The 24,821-nt window shown below is 40.2% G+C and carries 31 protein-coding genes; 4 read left to right on the top strand and 27 right to left on the bottom strand.

Annotated elements, in window-relative coordinates:
* Positions 1-22 precede the first annotated feature (22 nt).
* From C9J47_RS04730 to C9J47_RS04695, 8 genes are all read right to left on the bottom strand, one after another.
* A complete protein-coding gene (locus C9J47_RS04730; protein WP_107252463.1) occupies positions 23-493 on the bottom strand; it encodes a hypothetical protein in 471 nt (156 codons plus the stop codon).
* A 127-nt stretch (positions 494-620) separates the two neighbouring features.
* Positions 621-998, bottom strand: a complete 378-nt coding sequence (locus C9J47_RS04725) for a hypothetical protein (RefSeq protein ID WP_107252462.1) — start codon at positions 996-998, stop codon at positions 621-623.
* A gap of 149 nt (positions 999-1,147) precedes the next feature.
* Positions 1,148-1,612: a GNAT family N-acetyltransferase gene (locus C9J47_RS04720; RefSeq protein ID WP_107252461.1), complete on the bottom strand. Its 465-nt coding sequence runs from the start codon at positions 1,610-1,612 to the stop codon at positions 1,148-1,150.
* Between the two features lie 144 nt (positions 1,613-1,756).
* Positions 1,757-2,095, bottom strand: coding sequence for a hypothetical protein (locus C9J47_RS04715; protein WP_107252460.1), 339 nt, complete (start codon positions 2,093-2,095; stop codon positions 1,757-1,759).
* Positions 2,096-2,215: 120 nt separating this feature from the next.
* Positions 2,216-2,803, bottom strand: coding sequence for a hypothetical protein (locus C9J47_RS04710; RefSeq protein ID WP_107252459.1), 588 nt, complete (start codon positions 2,801-2,803; stop codon positions 2,216-2,218).
* Positions 2,804-3,081: 278 nt separating this feature from the next.
* The gene (locus C9J47_RS27430) at positions 3,082-3,204 is read right to left on the bottom strand and encodes a hypothetical protein (protein WP_281258901.1); all 123 of its coding nucleotides are present in this window, start codon (positions 3,202-3,204) and stop codon (positions 3,082-3,084) included.
* A gap of 220 nt (positions 3,205-3,424) precedes the next feature.
* Positions 3,425-3,880, bottom strand: coding sequence for a hypothetical protein (locus tag C9J47_RS04700; protein ID WP_107252457.1), 456 nt, complete (start codon positions 3,878-3,880; stop codon positions 3,425-3,427).
* 133 nt (positions 3,881-4,013) lie between these two features.
* Positions 4,014-4,796 carry a hypothetical protein gene (locus C9J47_RS04695; protein WP_107252456.1) on the bottom strand — a complete coding sequence of 261 codons (783 nt, stop codon included), beginning with the start codon at positions 4,794-4,796 and terminating at the stop codon, positions 4,014-4,016.
* Between the two features lie 958 nt (positions 4,797-5,754).
* On the opposite strand from C9J47_RS04695, the gene C9J47_RS04690 reads away from it, so the two are divergent.
* Positions 5,755-6,003 (top strand): hypothetical protein, encoded by a 249-nt coding sequence (locus tag C9J47_RS04690; protein WP_107252455.1) that lies wholly within the window; start codon positions 5,755-5,757, stop codon positions 6,001-6,003.
* A 1,311-nt stretch (positions 6,004-7,314) separates the two neighbouring features.
* On the opposite strand, the gene C9J47_RS04685 is transcribed toward C9J47_RS04690, so the two are convergent.
* The 4 genes from C9J47_RS04685 to C9J47_RS04670 all read right to left on the bottom strand — a co-directional run bounded on the left by C9J47_RS04685 (position 7,315) and on the right by C9J47_RS04670 (position 9,979).
* A complete protein-coding gene (locus C9J47_RS04685) occupies positions 7,315-8,088 on the bottom strand; it encodes a hypothetical protein (RefSeq protein WP_107252454.1) in 774 nt (257 codons plus the stop codon).
* 125 nt (positions 8,089-8,213) lie between these two features.
* Positions 8,214-9,104 (bottom strand): hypothetical protein, encoded by an 891-nt coding sequence (locus C9J47_RS04680; protein ID WP_107252453.1) that lies wholly within the window; start codon positions 9,102-9,104, stop codon positions 8,214-8,216.
* Between the two features lie 115 nt (positions 9,105-9,219).
* Positions 9,220-9,708, bottom strand: coding sequence for a HEPN family nuclease (locus C9J47_RS04675; protein WP_107252452.1), 489 nt, complete (start codon positions 9,706-9,708; stop codon positions 9,220-9,222).
* A gap of 7 nt (positions 9,709-9,715) precedes the next feature.
* Positions 9,716-9,979, bottom strand: coding sequence for a hypothetical protein (locus C9J47_RS04670; RefSeq protein ID WP_107252451.1), 264 nt, complete (start codon positions 9,977-9,979; stop codon positions 9,716-9,718).
* Positions 9,980-10,216: 237 nt separating this feature from the next.
* Between C9J47_RS04670 and C9J47_RS04665 the strand changes: the two genes are divergently transcribed.
* From C9J47_RS04665 to C9J47_RS04655, 3 genes are all read left to right on the top strand, one after another.
* Positions 10,217-10,489 carry a type II toxin-antitoxin system TacA family antitoxin gene (locus C9J47_RS04665; RefSeq protein ID WP_107252450.1) on the top strand — a complete coding sequence of 91 codons (273 nt, stop codon included), beginning with the start codon at positions 10,217-10,219 and terminating at the stop codon, positions 10,487-10,489.
* Positions 10,486-10,992, top strand: coding sequence for a GNAT family N-acetyltransferase (locus tag C9J47_RS04660; protein ID WP_211321700.1), 507 nt, complete (start codon positions 10,486-10,488; stop codon positions 10,990-10,992). The genes C9J47_RS04665 and C9J47_RS04660 overlap by 4 nt, the downstream gene beginning before the upstream one ends.
* Positions 10,993-11,307: 315 nt before the next feature.
* Positions 11,308-12,288, top strand: a complete 981-nt coding sequence (locus tag C9J47_RS04655; RefSeq protein WP_107252448.1) for an integron integrase — start codon at positions 11,308-11,310, stop codon at positions 12,286-12,288.
* A gap of 515 nt (positions 12,289-12,803) precedes the next feature.
* Here C9J47_RS04655 and C9J47_RS04650 read toward each other — a convergent pair.
* From C9J47_RS04650 to C9J47_RS04580, 15 genes are all read right to left on the bottom strand, one after another.
* On the bottom strand, positions 12,804-13,688 hold the full coding sequence (locus tag C9J47_RS04650) for an ABC transporter substrate-binding protein (protein WP_245903286.1): 885 nt from the start codon (positions 13,686-13,688) through the stop codon (positions 12,804-12,806).
* A 21-nt stretch (positions 13,689-13,709) separates the two neighbouring features.
* Positions 13,710-14,585, bottom strand: a complete 876-nt coding sequence (locus C9J47_RS04645; RefSeq protein WP_006229498.1) for a metal ABC transporter permease — start codon at positions 14,583-14,585, stop codon at positions 13,710-13,712.
* On the bottom strand, positions 14,585-15,346 hold the full coding sequence (locus C9J47_RS04640) for a metal ABC transporter ATP-binding protein (RefSeq protein WP_211321699.1): 762 nt from the start codon (positions 15,344-15,346) through the stop codon (positions 14,585-14,587). Before C9J47_RS04640 ends, C9J47_RS04645 begins: the two co-directional genes overlap by 1 nt.
* Positions 15,346-16,305: a metal ABC transporter solute-binding protein, Zn/Mn family gene (locus tag C9J47_RS04635; RefSeq protein WP_107252445.1), complete on the bottom strand. Its 960-nt coding sequence runs from the start codon at positions 16,303-16,305 to the stop codon at positions 15,346-15,348. Before C9J47_RS04635 ends, C9J47_RS04640 begins: the two co-directional genes overlap by 1 nt.
* A 67-nt stretch (positions 16,306-16,372) precedes the next feature.
* Complete coding sequence (locus tag C9J47_RS04630) at positions 16,373-16,957, bottom strand: DUF6162 family protein (protein WP_107252444.1); 585 nt, start codon at positions 16,955-16,957, stop codon at positions 16,373-16,375.
* The gene (locus tag C9J47_RS04625) at positions 16,954-17,286 is read right to left on the bottom strand and encodes a hypothetical protein (protein WP_011221268.1); all 333 of its coding nucleotides are present in this window, start codon (positions 17,284-17,286) and stop codon (positions 16,954-16,956) included. The genes C9J47_RS04630 and C9J47_RS04625 overlap by 4 nt, the downstream gene beginning before the upstream one ends.
* Positions 17,287-17,425: 139 nt before the next feature.
* Positions 17,426-18,262 (bottom strand): DUF4198 domain-containing protein, encoded by an 837-nt coding sequence (locus tag C9J47_RS04620; RefSeq protein WP_041395838.1) that lies wholly within the window; start codon positions 18,260-18,262, stop codon positions 17,426-17,428.
* Positions 18,263-18,371: 109 nt separating this feature from the next.
* Entirely contained in the window at positions 18,372-18,908 is a 537-nt protein-coding gene (locus tag C9J47_RS04615) for a DUF2271 domain-containing protein (protein WP_107252443.1), read from the bottom strand.
* A 42-nt stretch (positions 18,909-18,950) separates the two neighbouring features.
* A complete protein-coding gene (locus tag C9J47_RS04610; protein WP_245903284.1) occupies positions 18,951-19,598 on the bottom strand; it encodes a PepSY-associated TM helix domain-containing protein in 648 nt (215 codons plus the stop codon).
* 194 nt (positions 19,599-19,792) lie between these two features.
* Positions 19,793-20,959 carry a tetratricopeptide repeat protein gene (locus C9J47_RS04605; protein ID WP_107252710.1) on the bottom strand — a complete coding sequence of 389 codons (1,167 nt, stop codon included), beginning with the start codon at positions 20,957-20,959 and terminating at the stop codon, positions 19,793-19,795.
* Between the two features lie 5 nt (positions 20,960-20,964).
* A complete protein-coding gene (locus C9J47_RS04600) occupies positions 20,965-21,648 on the bottom strand; it encodes an energy transducer TonB (protein WP_107252442.1) in 684 nt (227 codons plus the stop codon).
* On the bottom strand, positions 21,648-22,052 hold the full coding sequence (locus C9J47_RS04595) for an ExbD/TolR family protein (RefSeq protein ID WP_107246177.1): 405 nt from the start codon (positions 22,050-22,052) through the stop codon (positions 21,648-21,650). Before C9J47_RS04595 ends, C9J47_RS04600 begins: the two co-directional genes overlap by 1 nt.
* Positions 22,049-22,582: a MotA/TolQ/ExbB proton channel family protein gene (locus tag C9J47_RS04590; protein WP_107252441.1), complete on the bottom strand. Its 534-nt coding sequence runs from the start codon at positions 22,580-22,582 to the stop codon at positions 22,049-22,051. Before C9J47_RS04590 ends, C9J47_RS04595 begins: the two co-directional genes overlap by 4 nt.
* Positions 22,582-23,946: a MotA/TolQ/ExbB proton channel family protein gene (locus tag C9J47_RS04585; protein ID WP_107252440.1), complete on the bottom strand. Its 1,365-nt coding sequence runs from the start codon at positions 23,944-23,946 to the stop codon at positions 22,582-22,584. The genes C9J47_RS04590 and C9J47_RS04585 overlap by 1 nt, the downstream gene beginning before the upstream one ends.
* A 2-nt stretch (positions 23,947-23,948) precedes the next feature.
* Entirely contained in the window at positions 23,949-24,731 is a 783-nt protein-coding gene (locus C9J47_RS04580) for a DUF3450 domain-containing protein (protein ID WP_107252439.1), read from the bottom strand.
* Positions 24,732-24,821 lie beyond the last annotated feature (90 nt).

The following is a 24,821-nucleotide window of genomic DNA, read 5'->3' as shown; positions in this document are numbered from 1 at the left end:
CATATTGTCGCAATAGCTGTCGTTATTTTCCGTAGTATTTACTACTAAATGAAACCGAAAGTGGACCACCGTCATATAGACAAGAAACACCTACTTTTAGTTTATTAGCGTGATCATAATATGTATGAAAATGTGTCTTTTCGCGTGCCAATTCAAGTTCAGAGGGGTCAATACCTAAGGCGGTTAATAATGGTTTTGAATTGAATTTCTTTTTTTGATTACACGGTATTGTTTCTTTAAAGTCAATTTCAACATAACCAACAATATTATTGTTAGACTCAAAAAGTATATGGTTACGCTCATTTTCTACAATTATATTACCAACTTTATTTGGTGTGGAAGATACAGATTCAGAAACTGATTTAACACTCTGCCCCATAAACTTGAAAGGTTGTTGATACAATAATTCAAGTGGTTTAACCGTTTCGACCTGATCACCGTTACATCCCATCAAAGGAGTTATAATCAAAACTGACATTAGAATTTTTTTCATCATTTCACCTATTTATGCTTAACGCCGGGCATAAGGTGCGCTACGACCAACTCACCAAGCCAACTGAGCTCCAAACCAAAACCGCCGAGTGTAACGCGTCACCTTGATGCCTTTGTTAGGCACATGATTAGTAAGGCAAGTCATCTGCATCCACACCAACATAATCTGGTGAAATGTATTCATCGAACTTAACGGCTTTGATGTAAGTATCGCCATTTTTCACCGCTTTACAGACGCGATGCATACCATCCATCACACGACCTTCATGACACAAAATGATTGGATAACTTAGATCAGCTTTTTCAATTAAAACTGAATGCTCAAGGACATTTCTGCATGTTGGAACAGCACCTCCCAATTCATACCAAAATGGCTCATCTAGCTCCTTGATATCTGATAGAGGAATATTTTGAACAGTTAAATGCTGAGATAACTTCAACAAACGAAAAACATCCCAAGCAAGTAATCCATCGCTTGAATCACGAAAATGATATTGCTGCCTCATTTGAATCCTTTCTAGTGCCTAACGCCTGCATAACACGTTTGCTACTATGCAGATTAAGCTTAAATTTACCACTTAATACGCTAAACTCAAAGAAACCTAGAATGCCGAATGTAGCAAATCGTGTTGATGCATTTGTTATATCGAGAATGCTAACTTACTATTTTCTTTGACATATTGTAGCCAGAAATAGCAAAACCAACCTCTTGATACAGCTTTAACGCTCTTTGATTTTGGTACGCAACTCGTAATTTAATTTGCTCAATACCAATCGATTTCAATTGTGATTCAAGAGCAGTAATTGCCAATTTCCCATAACCATTATTGCGGCAGTTTGGAAAAATGAAGAAATCATAAATAAAGGTCGATTTATCATTTTCGTTAATCGAGTGCCACAAATAGCCAACCAACTCTGAACCTGATTCAATACATAATAATTCATGGTCATTAGTTTCCAAACCATTAGGAAAACTACGAAGAAGATCCTGATTAGCCAATTCGAGCGCCCTATCCATTGAGTGACCATAGTTTTCAACTATTTCACGGCTGTAATCATCAATGAAATAATCACAATACGCAGGGTATTCATTTGAGGTCATTGGTCTGAGCTGAATCATGTCTAATCCTTTAAAACGATGGACTTAAAAACGATATAACGCCTACAATAAGGTGTGCCAACACTGAACTAGCCAAACACACCGAACTTCATACTAAAACTGCCGAGTGTAATGCATCACCTTGATTGTTTTGTTAAGTGTTGACTACCGACGTGGTAGAAAATAACCCGCACGTTGCAATTCTTTAATTCTTACCTTTACAAGGTAATACACTGCAGGTGTCATGATAGCAAAATAGCTCAATAGTACAGCTACCAAGGTGTAAGTTGACTCTTGTATGGCAGGCTGATTGCTGCTGATTAGGTAAAACATAGGCGAAACGACTACACCAGAAAATACCAAGAACAGCATCATACTAAGCATGAATTTCATCGCACCAGAAAACACCTTTGCAATGCCTAGTAACAAATAGATATACATTACCATTGCAATGAACATTGTGGGTATACCGAGACAAATAGATTTAAGTAACTGAATTTCCATAAAAACACTTAACGCCTAGAATAAGGTGTGCCACGATGAGCGAACCAAGCACCCCGAACTTAGAACCAAAACCGCCGAGTGTAACGCATCACCTTGATTCTTTTGTTATATGCTGCGAATCTAATTTTGTTCTACTAATTTAACGCGCTCTTCATGAGATAGTTCATCAAGATACTTATACTCTTTGGGTAAGTGTTTTTTTATGTTTTCTGCATAGTACTTTCTTTGAATTAACTCTTGAATAATTTGTCCACATACAAAATTGAACTTTGCTTTATGTGTGTACTCCAACTGATCGAGTACTCTGTTGTTAAGCTTTCTTACAGATTTAATGACATCTTCATCATCAAAACTTAGTCCATCCCATTTATGGGCAAATAAATTTCTAATTCTTGCAATGTGCTTTATATTATCTAACTCTTTATCTTTAATTAAACCTAATGCGCTTGCAATATTTGCTTTATAAATTATTGTGCTCAAACACCCGTCCAATGAACTCAATAAATTTTCTGCTTTGTTCTCATTAGGAAAGTAAGCTTTTAATAAATTTGAAAGTAACTCATCTATAAATGAGGCTATATTTAGAACAGAGCCTCTTACAGTTTCATTATTAACTTCCTTAGCAAACTTTCCTTGCCAAATCATCTCATCTTCTGATAGAGCAAAACCAATAAAACCAAAACTTTCAGACAACTTTTGCTTACCCATATAATCCTCAATATATTCATCGACAAACTTAACGCATATAACGTCCGCAATAAGGTGTGCCCCATTGAACCAGCAAAGCGCACCGAATTTCAAACCAAAAATGCCGAGTGTAATGGCATCACCTTAATTGCATTGTTACGTGCTGGCGCTGAAGTTAATGCGGCTTGTCCGCCCCACCGATGCAACAGAAAAACACTCAACAGCGCGGAGCCTGATGCAACCCAAGCGATACGCTACCGCCAACCACAAATCTCAATTGGCATTATAAAAACAGCGACTTAGTAACCACCTAAATCATAACCGACCAACACTGAACTCAATAGTGCGGCTTCATGGATTTGCGAAAGATAATGCCGTTTAGACCAATGAATATCTCTCACGATGAACGATTCTATCTGCATTACGATCACCGCCGGAACCACTGAAAAATCAACAATCGCCGAAGCCAGAAACCTTAAAAAAACTGAGCATGTAACGCTAAGCTAAGCAGCACATCTACTTAACTTACCAAACCAACGAGACTCCAGACCAAAAATGCCGAGTGTAATGTGTCTGCTTGAGCGCCTTGTTAGCACTCTTTTAAACGGTTATGCAAGTGTAAAAGATGTGCCCGAGCTTTAGTCACCATATTGTGGCTATCTTGGATATCTGAAACTTTAAACTTACGGTAAACCGATTTATCTCCGAGCACGCAACGCCTTTGGTGGGAGATGCATACAACCAACTAGCGTGCATGAACTGATTTCTAGTATCTGCACTGCTTTTTAGCAAGTCATTTAGCTTGGAGACAGACTTTCTTAAGTCAGTAGACCCCGCTGATAATTGCTTGTAGCACTTGATAAGCTCCTGAGACTTACGACTATAAAACTTTTGAAGTAGCTCTACATTGATAGGAAGCCCCAGTATTTCATAAGCCTCCATTAAGAACATTGTAATCTCATCTTCAAGCGCATTAAATTCCATCATTAGTTGCCCAAGAGGAGCGCTAACTTCGTGTAGATATTTTAGTAATTCTTCTTCAGTCTCAAATACATCTACATGCTCGAATATGCAGTTTTCTCTGATCTGATATGTCATCATTACTCCTGAGTGCTAACGCCTGAATAACACGTTTACTACTCTACAATCATACTTAAAATTGATGCCCTAAAACGAGAAACACTCGGCAAACTAACAATGCCGATTGTAGTAAATCGTGTTGATGCATTTGTTATAAATTTGTATTTCCATTTTTCTCTAATGCCTTAATCACCTTAGTCGCTAATTCTGCTTCTAAGTTAATAGACTCTTCTCCCGTAATAATTCTCTTCGATGCTTCAAGGTATTTAGACTCTATATGATTCAAGATCCAATTAACTCGACCAAATTCTAACTTGTTAAATTCCGATAGTTCGTTTTTAGAACAAAGAGCCGAAATAACACTCTTGCAAATATTATCTTCCCACCATATTGGTACATCCTTTTCCTCTCGTCCTTTTTTATTAACAATTGAAATACGACCGATTAATTGCCTGTAACTAAAAAATAAAGACCATAAATATTCTCCAGCATATAATCTATCCTGTAACTTACCGTCTAGCTCATCACAAAAAAGGTAGTCAATATCTGATTGATTAATATCAATAATACGAGGATTTTCATCTCTACCTAGCTCGGTACCCAATTCACTTTCATGCAATAAATCAATAATACCAAGTAAGGTAGGTTTGAATTTCTTCATGTACAAGATACCCGCCCAAATAGACTCGATAGAGGTAAGTATTCGATCGTGGCTAGCATTATTTTTATTACTATAATTACTCTGTAATATATTAATCAAATTAGATTCTTTTTCTATATCTGATTTCAACTTAAGCAACCGACTATCATACTCATGTTTAATGCTTTTCTTTAATCTTGTTTCGAACCAAGATTTCAATAGAAATGACACCAATCCTCCAGCCGCAGCTCCTGATATTGCTTCTTCAGAAATAGTCCAACTTAAAAAATCCATATTAATAACTTTCCTAAATTTATAACGCCTTGGCATAAGGTGCGCTAACGCTGAACTTACTAAAACAAATACACTTCAAACCAAAACCGCCGAGTGTCAGGCGTCACATTAATGCCCTTGTTACCCGGCCGTTCGACTTTGCCAAAGCAGCTTGCCTGCCATGATGAAGTGCAATGAAAAACTGCGCTGATTAGGCGCGACAAACACCTAATTCAAAGCAGACAAATTCAAAACTATAACCACGAAAATTACTGCGCGTTTACCACAAAATAGCGGCTACGATGAAGTTAGCACTATGGTTTACCTAGAAAAGATGAGCCAAAAACGCTCACCAATATTGATTAAAAGGCAGCCCACACTACAGCCGCGAACATCGCCCACAATGCTACTGCTTACGACAACCACCAAAATGTAACCACTTCCCTGCTAGCGCACCGACCACAATGTTGAAAGCGGCATTCCTCGATGATGGTGCGGCAATAGCTGAGAAATTTAAGAGCTGGGAGTACGCAGAGCATCAACCGCCACGGCCGAACCATGGTTAAACCAAGTAAAGAAGTTGGCGCGGTTACCAGTGAACACTCACGCAAGTCATTGAGAGGTTTAAAAACAAGAAGCCGCTACAAACGACGAATGATTCTAGCTGCATACGGATTTATCTGGAATTGACCAACTCATAGCGACAGCGGAGTAAAGTAAGCAAAAAGAACTCAACCAAGTCGGGTAACGCCCGCTTAACTTGCTGCCAACTGCACCGCACTCAAATGAACCACCGTAATCACTGAAGCCAAACCGAACCAAAAATGCCACAGGTTGGCAGTCATGTTGAAGCGATTGTTAGCTTACTTTAAACCATTTACTGTATACTAAACAAACCTTTAAGCCACCATAAAGTAATTGCAACATTTGCAGGCTGGCAAGGTACGCAAGATAAATCAATAATGATAAGGGAAAATAGATGAGTGATAAGGCTAGCGAACTTAATGCGGCGAAAGCAAAACTGTCAGAGCTAATTGATAAACTAGTGCACGCCGAGAGTGCATACGACAAGGCGGTTGAGCATTCAGCAAATTACCTTGGTAATGACGAGCGTATCGAAGAGGTAAGGGATGAAAAGGCTCGTAGCGCTCTTGAATATGTTATGAGCATAAAAAAAGAGATAGAACACCAAACTCAGGTAGTACAAAGTCTTGTATCTAGCTACTAAGTCAAGGCAAATCATTACAACCAAGTTGTAAGAGTGAGTATCGGACGAATGCCAAGTTTGACCTATACTCACTCGCTATATTGCGAATACTAAGACCTAATATCTGATCTAATACCAAACCTCACAATCCTAAGACGAGTATTTTGCCGGTCTTTAACTGGGTAAGTTATGAGTTTTCGACTAGTAAGCTAACGCCAAGCTAAGTGGCTAACAAACCTACCACCCTACTAAATTAACCCACCTTAAACACACAACTAAACCAAACTAAAAATGCCAAACGTTTGTTAGTCCGGCTTAAGCGCTTTGTTAGTTTGCCACCGCGATGAAGCCAAAGGCTTAGCGCCAAGGTGCTGAATTGGCTACAAAACTACTGGCTTTAAACTCATAAGTAAAATGAATAGTTCGAAATTCAAACCCAATCACCAAACGAACTTGGCAAAGAAGACTTTCGATAATGCTTACAGCCAAACACGGCAAACCTTGAAAAGATGTGATTAGCTAAAAACACCAAAGAAGCCGCGCCAAAGAACCATTACGAAAAAGTTAGAACCAGTAATCGGCTAACCTGCCACGAACACTTCCAATATAGTGCCACCGGAAAGTTCGTGAGATCAAAAAACGAACAGGTGTAAAGCTCAGAAACCGGACTAGGCTCTTTGACCAAAAACGCTTTTCTACTATTGCAAACTAACGCCAAGCTAAGTGGCTAACAAACCTACCACCCTACTAAATTAACCCACCTTAAACACACAACTAAACCAAACTAAAAACGCCAAACGTTTGTTAGTCCGGCTTAAGCGCTTTGTTAGTTTGCCACCGCGATGAAGCCAAAGGCTTAGCGCCAAGGTGCTGAATTGGTTACAAAACTACTGGCTTTAAACTCATAAGTAAAATGAATAGTTCGAAATTCAAACCCAATCACCAAACGAACTTGGCAAAGAAGACTTTCGATAATGCTTACAGCCAAACACGGCAAACCTTGGAAAAATGTGATTAGCTAAAAACACCAAAGAAGCCGCGCCAAAGAACCATTACGAAAAAGTTAGAACCAGTAAGCGACTAACCTGCCACAAAAACTTCCAATATAGTGCCACCGGAAAGTTCGTGAGATCAAAAAACGAACAGGTGTAAAGCTCAGAAACCGGACTAGGCTCTTTGACCAAAAACGCTTTTCTACTATTGCAAACTAACGCCGAACATAAGTTGCGCTACGCAAAACACACCAAGTGCACCGAACTCTATACCAAAAATGCCGAGTAAAAAGCGTCAACTTGATGTTTTTGTTAGGCATTTAATTACCACCAAGAATTACTATCCTTCGGCGACAGGAGTCTTGCAGCCTTCAACACTCGTTACATTAATTTGGAAAAAACGCCTGCTCTCTGCGGTTAGCCATAATGGCTTATCTACGACTAATAAATCTGAGAGTTGAAGCAACATCCTTTTAGCTGTATCTACAGATGATTGCGCCTCCTCAAGGGACAAACCAAAAGAAGCCTTTTCTGCTGGTTTTATAGAACGCTGCCATTTATCTGAAGAAGATTTAAAATGAACCAAGGTATTTCGAACCTTTACCAATTTGGAAAAGCCCTGAAATGGCTCTGCACCTGCATCATAAGATTCATGACCAAGAAGTACGGGGAGTGTTAGCCACTTCGCTTCTAAAGAGAACCTGTCAAATTCATTTCGCATTCTACCAACTAATAACTTCATAGCTTGTTGATTAATATGAGCTTCCAAGCTCAATGCGCAAAATATATGAACGGTGGCAAGTGACTGAAGATAATTACTATATGCTTCCTCTAAGCGCTCAATTGCATTTATGTATCCAGGCAAATCACTGCCATCAATAAGATCAATTTCGTCACCCCAATCATACGCCTCTAACAATTTAACATCATGATGATTAGTTAAATCATGCACTGCTAACTCTATTTGTGTCTTTTGCTCTTTCGCAACTTCCAAATTTGTAATAGCAGTCTGAAGATACATAGCATCTATTTCTAACATACTATGGATATTTGCTATTGGATTATCGATCAAACCAAATAATTCGGTAGGACCCCATTCTGAGTATTTACTCATATATTTCCTTTCAATAAATGCCTAACGCCAGCAATAAGGTGTGCCCCACTGAACCAGCAAAGCGCACTGAACTCCATACCAAAACCGCCGAGTGTAACGCATCACCTTGATTGCATTGTTAAATTTTACCTACGCTTATGTTCAGTACGAGATGCAATGTCTGGAATTGATTCTGAAGGAGTTATCACTGTACGGACATTAGCTATACCAGCTAATTTCTCTTTTGCTATGTAGCTCATTGGTTGACCAGTTTTCTCTGATTCTTCACGGATTTCATCAATCAATTCGCCAGGAATTGGTTGGTCGATTGCTTCTATGACCGTTGATAGATGATATGTCGCATCATCTTCATCAGCGCTACTCATATGCTCGAGAGCTACTTCGGGGTCTACACTTACAGCCTCTTCCATACCTGAACCAATACTGCCAAAGTTATGATGAAACCACTCTCCTTGTTCTTGACTCAAACTAAGAACAAACAGATCCTGATCGTGAAACGGCACATGGAAGTCATTAAAATTAATAAACTGCCGCCCATCAATTCTCATTTGAAAATGGTAATGGGGATAATCTATTGATGTACTTTCATGACCAGTGTAGTCATTTTTTGAGCAATCAAATGTCCATTCAATATTTTTCCACTTTATTGTGTATGAGATAACTTTTCTGTCTGCCTTTTCTTCTTCGAGATCATTAATGTTTGAATGAAACCGTTCTTGGTTTGCACACCAGCGTAGAAATGCAGCAATGTTTCCATACCCATACTTCTCATATACCAATGGAAAATCTTTCTTTTTGAATTTGCATTGGCGCAATAACCAATGTAAGCAAGGTTCATTTTTGCTTATAGTTTTAAAAGGTTTTCCACACAGATAGCAAATATCTTGTTCATAGCCAATTTTAAAAGCCTGAGCTTGCTTGATATGCTCTTCTTCTTGGCGTTGATTCATTTCCTCAATATATTCAGGAGACATTGAATCAAATATTTTCTTGTACTGCATTGTATCGTGATGCATTAAAGCCTCCCGTAAAATTTAACGCCAGCAATAAGGTGTGCCCCACAGAACCAGCAAAGCACACCGAACTCCAAACCAAAACCGCCGAGTGTAACGCATCACCTTGATTGCCTTGTTATGCCAACTCGCGATACTGTTGTTTTTGATGAATATTCTCAACTAAACGTTCTGCATAAAACTTTAAAAATGGTAAAATTTCATCTGAACTGAAGCGCGCGTAGACCTCTTTAGAAGCAGTATCTTTAAAATTAACAAAGTTAACCAAATTGTGTTCATCTGTTGACTCTACTTCAATATCAAAGTGTGCAACGGAATGCCTCATCATCTCTATTAATCTACGTAAAGTCGTTTGAGAGTCAGGAAGTATGGAACGATTAAGACCCATTTCATTCTTAAAGTCAGCAGTTAGACGAGTGTTTGGAACGCAGCGTATTTCTCGCTCTTTGGGCATAACAATAAGACCGAGTAAACAATTCAGTGTTAATGTATAGTTGAACTGTTTTTCAAATGGAACCTCCAACTGCTCGATCATTGCATAATATTGTTCAATAAGATCAATTGTTCTAGAAACAAAGTCTGGCTCAAAATTATTATAATTACCCATAAATACCCTATTTCTCGTTTAATAACTCTTTAAGTTTTCTATTTAGTTCAAGCCAGTTTTTATATGCTTCAACATTTCGTTCTATATGTCCATTTAAGATGTCACTTGAGATTTCATTAGCTCGTTGAAATGTTTCTCCATTAGAAATTAAAGAACGGATAACTTCAGCCTGTGAAGCGCAATATCTATTCATATTTTCCATTTCTAGTTTTACTGTAGCTAAAGCAACCTCAACAGCTTCAGCTGATTCCTTTATTGAATTTTCAAGCACTTTTACTCCTTATAACCACATAATTAAATAGTGATTGGCATAACGCCTGCATAACACGTTTGCTACCATGCAGATTAAGCCTAAATTTGGTAAACTAAAAGAAACCTAGAATGCCGAATGTAGCAAATCGTGTTGATGCATTTGTTAACTGCGTGCCAAAGTGACACAATACTTGTCAGCGTATAATATTTAAACTACAATTCACTTGTGCCACTTTGACACTGAATGGAGATTATTATGGCTACTGCATTACCTCGTATTACAGCACGTGTAGATATTGATACACAAGAACTACTGTCTCAAGCTGCGGCTATTGCCGGTATGTCTAGCATTAACTCATTTGTGCTTAGTGCAGCTGTAGAAAAAGCTAAAACTATTATGGAACGTGAACGTGCCCTACAACTAAGTCAACAAGATGCTATGACGTTAATGACTGCGTTAGATCAACCAGCTAAATCAAATAGCAAGTTACAAAAAGCTGCTTCACGTTATATGGATAAAACTCAATAATGAATACTGTCCAATTAGAAAAAGCTAAACATGACCGAAATCGCTTTGATTGTGGTATTACCGCACTCAATAATTACTTAAAAGTTATGGCAAGCCAACAAGCTAAGAAAGACAATACTCGTACCTTTGTTCTTGAGGATAAACAATGTCCTGAACATATTATTGGTTATTACACATTAACCATGACACCTATTGATATTCAGGCTTTACCTTCTAAATTACAAAAGAAACATCACAGTGTAACTTCTGGTGGTTTGATTGCCCGCTTAGCCGTTGACCATAGATACAAAGGTCAAGGTTTCGGTGAGTGGCTTTTGATTGATGCGCTTAGAAAACTATTAATGGCAAGTGAAACAGTGGCCTTCCCTGTTGTTATTGTTGATGCAAAAGATGGCGCTGAATATTTCTATGAAAAATACGGTTTTACCGCATTCAAAGACGCTGATAACAAACTGTTTATTACAATTGCAGACATTAGAGCTAGTATCGGTGAACTAATTTAAACCGAGAAGCAGTTAACATTTTATTCAACGAACAAAGATCGCGTGTATCTTGCTCGTATATTCCTTCTTGAACTTTCTTACCTATGTACATCTAAACAAAAACAACTTTCACATTTCATCCGATAAAGAGTAATAAATATACGATCAAGCATCGCATATCATGATTTTTATCACGTAATTATGTAATTGATTTATCCAATGTTTTTTCACAATAAGATTTACCTCAAAAATCAGTACATTGCTAAAGGCGTGTATTCGAATAAGTGAAAAGTAACTTCTACTCTAATTCCATTACTGTATAAAAAGACAGGCATTATGGACATACCTAAACCGCTGAATTCAACATCTAGCCAGTTCTTACAAAAATTTACCGCTTTCATACGAGTGCGAGGGCTTAGCTATGCTACAGAAAAAACGTACCTACACTGGGTGAAGCGATTCATCTTATTTAATCAATACCGTTCGATGGATGAAATCAGTACTAACGATATCGCCAGTTTTCTCGAACACCTTACGTTGAAGCTTGATGTTACGGTCAATACACAAAAAACTGCGCTTAATGCATTAGTCTTTCTTTGCCGTGAATATTTACAGCAAGATACTGCTCAGTTGAAATTTAAACGTTCAAAAAAGCCATCTAAATTACCCACCGTATTTACTCATCAAGAAGCTACTGATGTTATTAATCATATTCCCTACCCTTTTAAGCTTGCAACGCAATTAATGTATGGCAGTGGGTTGCGCTTAAATGAAGCCCTTAGATTAAGGGTTGAAGATCTCGACCTCGAAAATAGTGCATTAACGGTAAGAAGTGGTAAAGGCGATAAAGATCGACAAAGTTTACTTCCTCGATCATTGCATGATGCGCTGAAAGTTCAAATCAATAAGGTGCAGCTTCTTCATAATGAAGATTTAAATAATGGTTTTGGCAATGTATACATGCCAAATGCTATTGCGCGTAAATACCCTGCACGGAGTAAAAGTCTAGGATGGCAATATTTATTTCCGGCTAACAAGCTAAGCATTGATCCTCGTTCCGATAGAAAAATGCGACACCACGTGATGGATAGAACACTTCAAGGCTATGTACGAAAAGCGCTACTGCAAACAAGCATCGTCAAAAAAGCAGGATGCCATACTTTCAGGCATTCTTTCGCGACACGATTACTTGAAGCAGGAACCGACCTTCGAAATATTCAGGAATTACTCGGGCATACCGATATAAAAACAACGCAAATTTATACCCATGTAGCGGGTGTACATCATAGCGGTGTAATCAGCCCATTAGACCGATAATTTTCCATGCTACCGCCCATAAAGTATAGAAAACCAGACTCATCACGTTTAGTTGCACAATTTCACATACCATAACAAATATGTATGTAACGACCTATCAAACATTATGGTAAACAGCAAAAATCATTAAGTAGATCAATGTATTGGTTATAACAGCGCACATTTTTGATGATATATATACCCAAGCTACCTCAAGATGCAGGATTCAGAGTGATCTCAGCGTATTTAATTCAAGGAAAATGTGTGTAGGAATGGCATTCCCTTTCAAACACATTTGACACAGAAGTAGATACGCTGAATCACTCCCGAAGGGCGAGTTTTGTTGGGCTCTATACGACGTTGCTCATTTTCAACGTAGAACCCTAGGTCTATAAATGAGCGTCTTGCCTAGAGCCCAATAAATTCTCGCTGAAACGAGCATCTTGAGGTAACTTGGGTATAAACCAAAAAGCCCATTATCTAAATGCGTTAACATTGATAATGGGCTTTAAATACGCAGTGTTTTGACTAATGGGCTACAGCTTTAGCTCCCAGCGCTCAAGTGGGTTGCTAGGTGTAATGCCCTTTCCTCCCCAACGATCTACGCTATCAATGACCATGATTCGCTCTGGGTTCGGGGCGATTGTTTGCAGTTGCTTACTCACCTTTTTAGAGGTTAACAACCATAAGGTTTCATCTTCATTCATTAACCTGATAAGTGTTTGCTTATCATTTTCAGTCCATTCAAGCTCTGGCTTTGTAAGGCGCTCAACAACAAACAACTGATTACCCGATGCAAAATCTTCTAGCTCTTCAGACAATAAAACAACAGAATCGATTTCTTTTTCGATAAGTACTTGCTGCTGCTTGTTGATTAACTGACGAACAGCAATCATTAACTGCTGCTGATTTTTCTCGATTATTTTAGCTTGCTGTGGCCAAACACGTTGTAAGTCTTGGCTTACAATCGCGGTCATTCTCGTTAGGTTAGCTGGGTTCAACCATGCAAATAATGACATACGCCCATCATCAAGACGTAATGCAGCAACACCCTGCGCCCTTGGCGAAATAGCTTGTGATGCATCGATCTCAATTAGCCCGATGTTGCCTTGCCTCGCATGAACATACAATGCATCTTGTGGCCAAATAGCCCCTAGAGTTATTGCCACAGTGGCTTTTTCACCTGCTTTCACTGTTGATGCTGCACCTTTGCCACTAAACCAATTAGGTAAGCGAGAAACACCATAACGTTTTGGCGGTAAATAACGCGTGGTTATTTCAGTGCCTTTGGTTAATTCAGTCGCCAACATATACGTAACGGGCGTTGCCGTTAATATATCGTCTGCTTTCACAATCGTAGAAGTTAAAAGAGTACTGAGTGCTAAAAGCGAGACAGTTGTTTTAATTAGACGATTTTTCATTGGAATGTAAAACACGTTAAGTTATCCCTTGCGAACGATACGGTAACAGGTTGCAATTAAAAAGAAGAAAGCCGACACAATAATAATTGCCGCACCAGAAGGAACAGGCAGTTTTAATTCCATTGGTAATACAGTACCGATTAAGCAACTTATCGTGGCCAATAAGGCAGACATCAATACAAAACTGCCCATATTTTTCGTTAACAATCGTGCTGTTGCTCCGGGGATCAATAGCAGAGCACCCACTAATACAGCACCCACAATTTTTACTGACGCAATGGTTACTAATGTAATCATCATCACAAACAGATAGTCATAAAAGTTAGTGGCATATCCACGTACTCGGGCAATATCAGGGCTAATACAAGTCAGTAAAATGCGGTTGAAGGTTGGAATTAACACCAAGACGATTAGCGCGCAACTTACGGCTAATATCAATAAGTCATAATCAGTCACAGTAAGTATTGAGCCAAACAGTACATTCTCAAGCATATGGATATTAATCTTGCGTGCCACATACATCAGTAATGCAGCACCAACTGCTAGCGCCAATGCCAAAAACACACCAACCAGAGTATCGTATGGCACATTGGTACGATTTCGTACGAAATGCAGTAACAGAGCGAAGATCATACAAAAGCAAAACAAGCCAATAATAGGATTTTCAGGTGGCTCACCCAGTAATACACCCAATGCAATACCAGTTAATGCCGCATGCCCTACTGCTTCTGAAAAGAAGGCTAAACGCTTGGCGATAACAAGAGTGCCTAACCCACCAAGCAGCGGGCCCAACAATAAAGCGGCAACAACAGCATTCACCATGAATGAATAGGAAAAGCTGTCGCTAAGCCAGCCCGCATCAACACCCAGTTGAGCCCATAAACGGATATATTCCATTACGCGACCTCCTTCTGGTTTTCTTTAACTGATTCAGATTCAACCATTGGTGCTGGCTGAATACTGTAATGGTTGAACAAACGCTCGATTTTCTCTGGTACTAATACTTCAGCAACCGAACCGCTATCAACTAGGTGGCGATTCACAACATGCACATGTCCATCTAAGCGACGAACAGCGCTTACATCATGATGCACTGCTAGAATTGTTTTGTTCTCTTGCACTAATTCATGGATCAAACCTTCAAGGTAACGCACACCTTGTTCATCCATACCAGTTGTTGGTTCATCTAAAACCAGTAAATCAGGGTTATCTAATAATGCTTGGGCAAATAGCACACGTTGTTGCTCACCACCCGAAAGTTGCCCCATGCGACGCTCTGCACGGCTTGCCATGCCCACGCGATCAAGTTGCACTAAGGCATAATCTTGTTCTTTCTTACGTTTACGCCAAAACAGAGGGTTACGACTTTGGTTAAGCAGAATAAAATCCATTACCGTAAAAGGTAAACTTGATTCAAACGTCGCTTTTTGCGGAACATACCCAATCGTGCCTTTTTGTTTTGGCCATTCAATTTGAATATCACCACTAAACGGGGTTAGACCAAGAATAGAGCGTAATAATGATGTTTTGCCACCACCATTAGGCCCCATTACAACATGGCACTGACCCGCTTTAAGCTGATGGGTAATTCCCTGCAAAATCACATTATCGCCATATTTCAGACCAACATTGTTTAAACGAATACTTGGACCCACAATCAGTTTCCTTGCTTCGTTGCGGCAAATTTCATTGCTTCAACCAATGTTGTTAAATTCTCTTTCATTTCAATGGCAACTTTATCGTTTTCATATTCTCCATGCGTCATGTGAGAAAAACGATATAGCTGAACACCCGTTGCCTCTTCAATGGTTTCTACGTATCGATTAGGCATATTCAATTCATAGAAAAGAACATCGATACCGGATGCGCGAATTTTCTCAATAGTACCTTGCAGCTGGCTTGCACTCGGCTCGACACCATGCGCAGGTTCAATCACTGTCGCGACATCGACACCAAATTCTTGCAGAATATAACCATAGGCATTATGTGTTGTGGCTACTTTCATACCTGCAGTATCAAGATCACCCAAGGTCAACATCGCTTCACGTTTCATCATGCGAAATTGCGTTGCATAAGTGCGGGCATTTTTACGATATGTACGTGCATTATCTGGGTCAATTTTCGCCAGTTCACTGGCAATGGTGTAAACCTTTTGAATGGTTGTCGAAAGGCCAACAAACGTATGGGGATTTACAGCGCCGTCTCCCACCGATTCACCCAGTGCAGGCAATAGCGGTACATCTTTATTGGCTTCGATTACGATAAGATCATCACGATTGGCTGCTTTTATCACTTTAAGAGCAAAATCATCATGACCAATGCCGTTAACGACAATCACATCCATCTGCTTTAAACGGCGCAGGTCATTCGGCTGTGGTAAATAGTTATGAGGGTTAAAACCAGCATCAACTAATGGCAGCACATTCGCTTTATCACCCACAACCGCTTTAACGTAGCTATAGTAAGGTTGAAGTGTAATACCAATGGTCAGCTTATCGTTGCCTTGGTTATTCGAAAAATCCGGAATAGCATTCTGAGTAGAATCTTGCGCATGTACTAGGCTTGCACCTAAAACGAAAATAACGGTCGTTGCCGCTTTAATAAATTTGGAAATCATGAGTCACTACCGTGTTTCTTAAAAAGAAAAGAACATATGTGATTAACTGAAAACAAAATGCATGTTGTTAATGCGCTTGTTCATCTTGATGGCTAGCTGCATTTGCAAAAACGACCTGCTTCCAACCAGCATTCATTAACCACGCTTTGTCTAATTGACTACCAGCAGACATGAAAGGCTTCGCTGTTCCTGAAAGATTCAGCCAAATATCAGGATCTGCCTGAGCAGTATGTAGAATGGTCGATACCGTGCCAGAATCCAGTTCAGGAATACCTTGATAGAATGCAGGTGCTACTTTGCTCCACGCATGTTTACCTTTACGTTCCCAGCTTTTATCTTGAATAAAGGGCGCAATCCACAAGGCTTCAAGTTCTGAAATGTCAGCCCATATTTCACGGTTTTCAAAATCAACACCGTCTTGGTAAATGTTGCGAATTTCTTCATGTGCTAACCGTAGTTCAGCGATCATCGCTAATGATTCGGTATCAAGATCTTTAATCGAAATTTGATAACTTTTTACGGCTTGTTGCGCTATTGCAGCCTGATGATAAGGTAACAATAAAGTCGCAACAGCGAGGATCAATGCAATGGATAACGCTATCCATTTACCCTCTCGACCACCATCGTCACTGCGTACCATTTGAATGATCATTTTTCTGAGATCTCGACAACATCCACTTCAACAGGGTTTTCGTGCCCAGCATCAAAAACTAAATAGAAATCTGACTCTGGCTTGGTAAATTCAGCAATTGAACGCTTATCTGTCGTCACTTTCGCGACCAAGTTATCATCGTAATCATACATGTTGACGTCATAATCGATTGCTTTACTCCCGTCACTATAGCCCGCCTCACAAGCGACTTTGTCGCCTTCAAACCAACATGTCATTAAAGGGAAATGGGCACTTGCCGCAGACGAAAAAAGGACAGATAAAGACAGTGCAGAGAAAGATAAAAGTGACAGACCGATGTGTTTTTTCATGAAAACCTCAACAACGTTATAAACAATCTATTAATCGCTATAACGATTGTTATAAATACGTTTTATAAATAACTTTGATAAAAAATATATAACCTAGCTTGGCGCATCTGTACGCTAGCTAGGTTATCAATAAACAGAATTACTTCAGCATGGCTTCGAACGTAAAGTGAACATTCACGCTTGCAGTATCTGCTAATGGGTTGTTTTTCAACTCACCTTTATAGTTCGCTTTCATCAAATAGCGACCTGCAACGTCTGGTGTAAAGGTTACTTTGCCTTCGTTGTCGCTGATCACATCGATCTGTTCTTGTTGATTACGGTATAACGTACCTTCACGTGTAATTTCTGCTGTTACACCCTGCTGAGGTTCACCATTGAAGTAAAACTGGAAGCTAACCTCTTCACCTTCAACAATATCTGAAGGGTGTGTAATAGGCAGTAATTCAAGGTACTTACCATCCATTTCTAATGCTTTGTCAGTTGGCTTACCTACAGTTATGTAACTTTCGGCACGCGTAAAGCTAAGTTGGGTAACAACATCACGTGATTTTTCTGGCAATAATGTATCGCGCTCTGCTTTATTGGCTGGTGCCCATTTCACTGTATCGCGGCGACCTGCTTTGTATTGTGTGTAGTAACTTGGCACATTGTTAATTTGAACTTTGTGTGTGCCTTCTTCTTCAAAATAGAAATCAAAGATTGAACGACGTTTTCCGCGAATAACAAAGTTAGGACGCTCTTTACGACCATCTGGCATTACTACTTGCGCTGATTCACTACCTGCAGGCTTATCAAACACAAACGTGCCGTGTGACGCTGTAACGTCAAACGTTAGCCAATCACCACCTTCTTTCGACACTGTAAAGTGTGAAGGTAATACCCAGCGAGGGTGTGCATTCGCAGTTGCAGTAGCCGCTAAACCTGCAACAACAGTACAAGCCATGGTTAACGCTTTAAGCTTTTTATTAGTAAGCATCATGTTTTCTCTAATTCATTAATTTGATAATCACGTAAGCAACTTTTATCGAGTCCCTTACTTAAATTGCTTGTTACGGAAATTTTGAGTACGGTAAATAAAAAATGAGTTAACGCACTTTATAACTAATCGAGACATCGCCAGTTTCTTCTGTTGGCGCAATCTTATGAACAAATGCGGTATTGCTTAATTGCAGCTTCTGACGTAAATAATTTCGACCACCATGTTCACGAACAACTTCAGCATAAAAGGTATAGTCACCCTGCTCTACACGGTTACCTTGGTCATCTAAACCATCCCATACAAAGCGATATTCACCAGCCGGGCGGGTTGCCGATGTAACTGCATCAACCAGTTCACGATCATAACGACCCACTTTTCGCCACCAGCTGCGTAAATCTTTTAGCCACTCGTCTTTACCCACCCATAACTCAACGGTTCGTACTGATTTACGGTTCGCATCTTCAATCCATACAGCAACATATGGTCGGGCGTACATGGCGGTATCTATTTTAGGAAGCTCAAACTCAACCTCTATCTTTGCATTTTCAGGAATAGGGGCAGCTTGTATAACAAGGGGGAATACCAAAGCAAATGCAGCTATAAGCCGACTTTTTTTAATTCTTTGAGAAAAAACAGATGACATAACAAACCTTTTAAAATCATTACCAAATTACGTTTTTTGATATTAAGGAACAGCAACAAAGAAAATCAGCAACGATATAATTGAGCCAAACAACGTCCATTTAATTGCGGTATTGAACGTCTTCTTCTTTGGTACAAGTAAGCACACGCCGGTGAGCACAAAAAGCACCATCAATAACGCAGTAATATCGATGAACCACTTCCACACATCACCGCTATTTCGCCCCTTATGAAGATCGTTAAGAACGGCAACCAATCCATAATGTGATTTCTCGACAACCGCCTCTCTTGCTAACATGTCGATAAATACAGCAACGTTATAACCTGGTCCTTTATAGTCCATAGAGATCTCACCTTCGATCAGCTCTCCATCTTCTATTTCAGTGAAAACTTGTAGCGCAGAGGGCTTACCAGATAGCTGAGCATGCTTAGTTAGGTAGTCAACAATCGCAGGTTCATTAGGTACAAATGGACCTTTTACGGACTGGAATAAATCAGCAGGCAATGAAAGTACCTGTTCACGACTATCAGGTTCACTTTTCACGAAAATTTCAGGGCGATTTAGCGTTATTCCTGTCACAGAGAAAAACAGCACAACTAATAGCAAAGCCATCGAAATGTAAATATGTAGGCGACGAGCCCAAACCTGAACGGCTTTATTTTTTAACATCGTTTTATTATTTGATGACATGTAAACAGCTGCATCGTGACGTTGTATATTGAGTGCACACAACTTAATTGATAATCGTTTTCATTGGCATTCAATTTACATTATTTACTTTGGCGGCGTTTCCCTCCAACTTGTAACGAATAAAAAGCAAACTAAAACGGCAACCCTAAGGCTGCCGTTCTTATTTTCATCTTACCCAAGCGTCGCGTTAACGCTTAGCTTTGCATGTTACGGATCTGACTTAGGTACTTAACCCAACTTTTCGATGCCGAAGATGGGGTGATATTATTCGCTTGTTTCGCATGAATAATCGCCTTATCAAAGTTCTCTAACTTGTAATAAGCCCGAACTTTTGCCAATTCAACATCTGCTTGTTTATCTTTACGTTTAACCCGTTCTAATTCTGTTAAGGCTTTATGGTAATGCCCTTCTTGTAATAACAACTGCGCGAGTTCCCAACGGTATTTAGCGTTTAGCTGTGCTGCTTTCGACCACACCGCTATCGCCTTATCCCACTCCTTTGCTACCTGCCAATACATTGCTTGGTCAGATAATAATTTGGCATCACTGTACGCATTTTCTAGTTCATTGATGATCTGTGCGGCACGTTCTGGAATGCCTCGTTGGGCATAAAGCTGAGCCAATGTTTTCAAATCTTGCTGACGTAACGCCACGCCTTGATGTTTCGCTAATGCCAATGTATCTAATGCATCGTTAGAGCACCCAATACGCAATTGAATTCCCGCTAACTGCTGCCACCAAACGGTTTTATTGGGCTCAAGTAAAATCAAAGCATTTAAAGTCGGAATCGACGCTTTCCACTTTTTGAGCTGTAACTGAGCTCCAAGCTTAATCGTCAATGGCTGAATTTCTGCTTTTTTACTGAATACGCCATGGCGTTTCAATGCAGTTAGTACTTTAGGCCATTGCTCAATTTGATAATGTGTTTGCGCAATACGAAGCCACAATTCATCCGCTTTTTGAAATTCAGGTATCGCATGAGTGAGCGCGTAATAATGCGGTAAGGCGGCTTTAAACGCCTCTTCTGATAATAAAATATCGGCAAGCATGCGTTGAGTTACCCATGCTTGCTCATCGACTAATAGGTTACTGTTGACGGCCAATGTAAGATTCTGAATGGCTTTGTTTGTATTACCTTTCTGCCAATAGAAAATACCCAGCATTCGATTAACAAACGCTTTGTCATAAGATCGGCTCGGGTTTAAATCAGCCAATACAGCGATGGCTTCATTCAGTTTTTCTTCTTGCTGTAAATTATGTGCACGCTGCACCTTGCCGGCTGTAAATTGAGACAACTCTTCAGCACTGGCATTAACTTGCATGCACAGCATTAAAGTGAGGGCAATAACGACTTTCTTCATATTGATCATTGGCTTATCTTAAACTCCAATCTAACCGTCTGACCGACTTGTGCGATTGATTTACCATCAACGACTTTTGGTTGATATTTCCATTTACGCAGGGCTCGAACAGCTTCTTTTTCAAACAACCTTCGCGGTTTAGCATCAATTACATCAATTGTTGTAGGACGCCCCTGCGGATCAATCGTAAACGACAAAACAACATAACCTTCTGCTTTTTGCTTCATAGCCCGTGCAGGATAACGCGGTTCAACACGGTATAAAAGCATCGCTTGTTGATTTGCACCAAAGTCAGAAAAGGTCGGTAAATTAATGGCTAGCCCCGTAACCGCAGTGTCTAATCCTAAATTCGGCATTGATGGCACAGGGGTTGAAGTCGCAGATTGTGAACTTTTAGGTACAGCTTCAGGTGGCGGTTCTGGGGTTTCAGGCTTTTCTGGCACTGTTCGCTGACGGCGCTGCGCATCTTGTTCTTGTTCAACCATCACCATATCAAACGCGAGGTTCTGGCTTTGTTCTGGTGAACCTTGGTGGCCGTTATCGACCATCCATGCCATAAACGTAAACAAACCTAACGCGACAAATATCGAAATAGGCAACGCTAACACTAAGCGAAATACCGGTGTTTGAGATACTCCGGTTTGAAATACCGAAACAGATGTTCTAGCTGATACTGAATCTGATGCCATTAACGCTTCTCCGCAGCCAGTGCAATATTCTTCACACCCGCCCCTTTTGCCGCATCCATTACTTTAACCACAGTACCGTTATACGCATGTTCATCGGCTTGAATCACTAATGAAGCGTCTGGTTGTTCAAGTAACAAATGCTCTAGTACTGCTTGTACGCGTTCAGCATCAACTACACGCTTATCAATAAAAATGTCATTCGCAGATGTAACCGCAACAAAAATACCCGCATCTTTCTGGCTTACCACATTACTGGCTTGCGGACGGTTCACTTCTACGCCTGATTCGCGCACAAATGAACTCGTTACAATAAAGAATATAAGCATGATGAAAACAATATCGAGCATTGAAGTCATATCAATTTGTGCTTCTTCACGGGCTGAAGATGGACGGCTTAATCTCATTGCTGACTCCTTAATAATTTTTCTAACTTCAATTCACGCCAATAACAGGCTTTTGCCAAACGCGCATGAACAAACATCCCCGCTAGTGCCGCTACCATTCCCGCCATTGTCGGCAAAGTAGCTAGTGAAATACCCGATGCCATTAAACGTGGTTGGCTGCTGCCCTGTGTTGCCATTACATCAAAGACTGAAATCATACCTGTTACCGTGCCTAACAAACCAAGCATTGGACAAATCGCCACCAGCACTTTTATCAAGTTCAAATTTTGATTCAGTGCAGTACGTGCTTCATTCAACCAACCACTGCGAATTGCATGGGCATACCAAGAGGTTTGATCGTCACGCTGCTGCCATTTTTCTAGCCACACCCTTTTCTGTTTAGGGTAATAGCAATATAGGAATATGACTCGCTCGACAACTAACAACCAGCACAGTACAACAGTGGCAGCTAACCATAATAAAATGGGGCCACCTTGATCCATGAAGTGTGATAGCGAAAACCACCACGCTTCAAAAAGACTCGATTCCATTACGCTGCGCTTCCTACTTTTTCAGCTTGCTCTGCAACTAAACTAATACCCTGTTTTTCAAGAATATTGCGTACAGCATCTGCCTGAGTGCTCAGAATATTGTGTGCAAGCAACAATGGCATAGCAGAAATAAGACCAAGCACCGTTGTAACTAATGCCGTTGAAATACCACCAGCCATCACTTTCGGGTCACCATTACCAAATTGAGTAATAACTTGGAATGTTTCAATCATGCCAGTAACTGTACCTAACAAACCTAACATTGGTGCCAATGCCGCCAATAGCTTTAACATAGACAGCCCTTTTTCGAGCTCTTGTTGTTCATCAACAATAGCTTCAAGAAGACGTAATTCTAATGCTTCGACACTACGTGGCTGTTCTTTTATATTTAAGTCAGCTTGGTTTACGCCAAGGCTATACACGTTCAATATGCGGCCTAGTGGGTTATTACCCGGCTCATTGGGTCTTTTAAGCTGTGCTTTTATTTTCTGGCGAATAATGAAGAGTTTCGATCCGCGGAATAAGGTGATAATGGCACCAATCGCAAGTAACCCTAAAATCACTTTACCCACAACCCCACCGTGTTCTAAACGATCTTTCAATTCTGGCGCATTCGCTAACTGTTCAAGCATGACGCCACGTGAAGGATCGACCACCACAGACATAATGCCCACTTGCGACATCGATGCTAAACCCGATAAAACCGGACCATTTACAGGCTGTTTCAAATACGGTTTAGCGACAATGCGATCACCATTCCATGCTAGATAACCTTGTTCACCAATCAGACCCATGCTACCTAGACGATAGGCATTGATGTTAGCTTGATGACCATCAGCATTAATGAACGGAACAGAAACGGATGCCAGCTGTGCGCTTGCCTCAATTTGTTCAACCATGCCTAACCATAAACCGTTAAGCTGAACCATCGATGGCAGTGCTTTTGCATCGACTATTTGATCAATAACAGGGGCGTATTTCGCACGATCCACCACGGTTACCGATGCCTCAAGCTCTTGATGTAAATCTTTAGCGGCTTGTCGAACCACACCGAACAGTTCGCCTAAACTGCCCGTTTCTAAACGCAATTGTTCTTCTAATATCGCTAGGTTATTTTCATTCTTACTGAATGTTTGGCTTAGTTGGTCGGTTTCAGTTTGCAACTGAACACGCTGTTTGATCAAAGCATCACGCTGGGCGCGAATAGATTGTTCTGTTTGCTTAAAACCCGATTCCCGTTGCACATTATGCGCACCTTGAATACGTTGGGCTTCTTGCGTTGCATCCACTAATGTTGAGGTAGCAGATGCCGTAAAAGGCAAGCTGAATAAACATAATGCAGCAACTAACGTTTTCATTTTCATTTTTACTTACTCTCTTCGTTAGTTGATGCGGCAAGCTTTACAGAAACAGGTAACGTAATAAGGCTTGGCGCTGTTTGCTTACTTGCGATTGCGAAGGCTTTATCTATTGAAGAGGAATCACTATTACTTAACCCCTGCCACTGGCGTTGCTGTTCATTCCATGCCCAGTAATGCGTTCCATCAAGGCTACGTGCAACCAATGAAATTCGACCAAGGTGAAGTAAATCAGCTTCAATGTTTTGCTGATCCGGCAAAGCAATTTGACCTTGATACACGCCCAACTTAGTGCCGTAATCCATCTCGATTTGATACGCTTCTAAAATACGGCGGTATTTTTCAGCATCACTAATATCAGCTTTACCCATCATCAATTCTAACTTTTCGATACGCGCTAAACGTTGCTGATGTTTAATGGGTTTATCTTGGGCAACAATCGTCTTTAATCCTTCGATCATGTTATACATCAGCGGTACAACACCCTGACGTGTTTCTTTTATACCGTGAATTTGCTGGTTTAAACTTGCTGTTTCTTGGTTTTGGTTATCAACCAAACGCGCTAAATGATCACGATAAACAGCCAGATTTTTGACCTCTTCCTGTAACTGCTCTATTTCAGCTTTCATCGTGAGTGCAGCTTCAGCGCTGCGATCGACTTTTTGCTGGCTATAAGAAGAGGTTAAGTTTGTTTTGCTTTCAATTGCACGAGCGGCATCAAGGCTATTAGCATGAACACCCGCTGTAATGCTGAGTGCTAAGAATGCCAAAGTAGGTTTTATTATGTTCATAGCGTTCATCAATCATTGTATAAAGAGTAAAAATAAAAAAGCACTCTAAGTAGAGTGAGTATTAATAAGAAAAAACGGAAAAAGGGGAAA

This window comes from Photobacterium indicum (genome assembly GCF_003026215.1).
GTDB classification, from domain to species: domain Bacteria; phylum Pseudomonadota; class Gammaproteobacteria; order Enterobacterales; family Vibrionaceae; genus Photobacterium; species Photobacterium indicum.
This window is presented reverse-complemented; position numbering and strand designations above follow the sequence as displayed.

Excerpts from the sequence above, each read along its gene's own strand:
- C9J47_RS04730 (WP_107252463.1), bottom strand. The coding sequence starts at position 493 with ATGAAAAAAATTCTAATGTCAGTTTTGATTATAACTCCTTTGATGGGA.
- C9J47_RS04725 (WP_107252462.1), bottom strand. The coding sequence starts at position 998 with ATGAGGCAGCAATATCATTTTCGTGATTCAAGCGATGGATTACTTGCT.
- C9J47_RS04720 (WP_107252461.1), bottom strand. The coding sequence starts at position 1,612 with ATGATTCAGCTCAGACCAATGACCTCAAATGAATACCCTGCGTATTGT.
- C9J47_RS04715 (WP_107252460.1), bottom strand. The coding sequence starts at position 2,095 with ATGGAAATTCAGTTACTTAAATCTATTTGTCTCGGTATACCCACAATG.
- C9J47_RS04710 (WP_107252459.1), bottom strand. The coding sequence starts at position 2,803 with ATGGGTAAGCAAAAGTTGTCTGAAAGTTTTGGTTTTATTGGTTTTGCT.
- C9J47_RS27430 (WP_281258901.1), bottom strand. The coding sequence starts at position 3,204 with ATGCAGATAGAATCGTTCATCGTGAGAGATATTCATTGGTCTAAACGG.
- C9J47_RS04700 (WP_107252457.1), bottom strand. The coding sequence starts at position 3,880 with ATGACATATCAGATCAGAGAAAACTGCATATTCGAGCATGTAGATGTA.
- C9J47_RS04695 (WP_107252456.1), bottom strand. The coding sequence starts at position 4,796 with ATGGATTTTTTAAGTTGGACTATTTCTGAAGAAGCAATATCAGGAGCT.
- C9J47_RS04690 (WP_107252455.1), top strand. The coding sequence starts at position 5,755 with ATGAGTGATAAGGCTAGCGAACTTAATGCGGCGAAAGCAAAACTGTCA.
- C9J47_RS04685 (WP_107252454.1), bottom strand. The coding sequence starts at position 8,088 with ATGAGTAAATACTCAGAATGGGGTCCTACCGAATTATTTGGTTTGATC.
- C9J47_RS04680 (WP_107252453.1), bottom strand. The coding sequence starts at position 9,104 with ATGCATCACGATACAATGCAGTACAAGAAAATATTTGATTCAATGTCT.
- C9J47_RS04675 (WP_107252452.1), bottom strand. The coding sequence starts at position 9,708 with ATGGGTAATTATAATAATTTTGAGCCAGACTTTGTTTCTAGAACAATT.
- C9J47_RS04665 (WP_107252450.1), top strand. The coding sequence starts at position 10,217 with ATGGCTACTGCATTACCTCGTATTACAGCACGTGTAGATATTGATACA.
- C9J47_RS04655 (WP_107252448.1), top strand. The coding sequence starts at position 11,308 with ATGGACATACCTAAACCGCTGAATTCAACATCTAGCCAGTTCTTACAA.
- C9J47_RS04650 (WP_245903286.1), bottom strand. The coding sequence starts at position 13,688 with ATGAAAAATCGTCTAATTAAAACAACTGTCTCGCTTTTAGCACTCAGT.
- C9J47_RS04645 (WP_006229498.1), bottom strand. The coding sequence starts at position 14,585 with ATGGAATATATCCGTTTATGGGCTCAACTGGGTGTTGATGCGGGCTGG.
- C9J47_RS04635 (WP_107252445.1), bottom strand. The coding sequence starts at position 16,305 with ATGATTTCCAAATTTATTAAAGCGGCAACGACCGTTATTTTCGTTTTA.
- C9J47_RS04630 (WP_107252444.1), bottom strand. The coding sequence starts at position 16,957 with ATGATCATTCAAATGGTACGCAGTGACGATGGTGGTCGAGAGGGTAAA.
- C9J47_RS04625 (WP_011221268.1), bottom strand. The coding sequence starts at position 17,286 with ATGAAAAAACACATCGGTCTGTCACTTTTATCTTTCTCTGCACTGTCT.
- C9J47_RS04620 (WP_041395838.1), bottom strand. The coding sequence starts at position 18,262 with ATGCTTACTAATAAAAAGCTTAAAGCGTTAACCATGGCTTGTACTGTT.
- C9J47_RS04615 (WP_107252443.1), bottom strand. The coding sequence starts at position 18,908 with ATGTCATCTGTTTTTTCTCAAAGAATTAAAAAAAGTCGGCTTATAGCT.
- C9J47_RS04610 (WP_245903284.1), bottom strand. The coding sequence starts at position 19,598 with ATGTCATCAAATAATAAAACGATGTTAAAAAATAAAGCCGTTCAGGTT.
- C9J47_RS04605 (WP_107252710.1), bottom strand. The coding sequence starts at position 20,959 with ATGAAGAAAGTCGTTATTGCCCTCACTTTAATGCTGTGCATGCAAGTT.
- C9J47_RS04600 (WP_107252442.1), bottom strand. The coding sequence starts at position 21,648 with ATGGCATCAGATTCAGTATCAGCTAGAACATCTGTTTCGGTATTTCAA.
- C9J47_RS04595 (WP_107246177.1), bottom strand. The coding sequence starts at position 22,052 with ATGAGATTAAGCCGTCCATCTTCAGCCCGTGAAGAAGCACAAATTGAT.
- C9J47_RS04590 (WP_107252441.1), bottom strand. The coding sequence starts at position 22,582 with ATGGAATCGAGTCTTTTTGAAGCGTGGTGGTTTTCGCTATCACACTTC.
- C9J47_RS04585 (WP_107252440.1), bottom strand. The coding sequence starts at position 23,946 with ATGAAAATGAAAACGTTAGTTGCTGCATTATGTTTATTCAGCTTGCCT.
- C9J47_RS04580 (WP_107252439.1), bottom strand. The coding sequence starts at position 24,731 with ATGAACATAATAAAACCTACTTTGGCATTCTTAGCACTCAGCATTACA.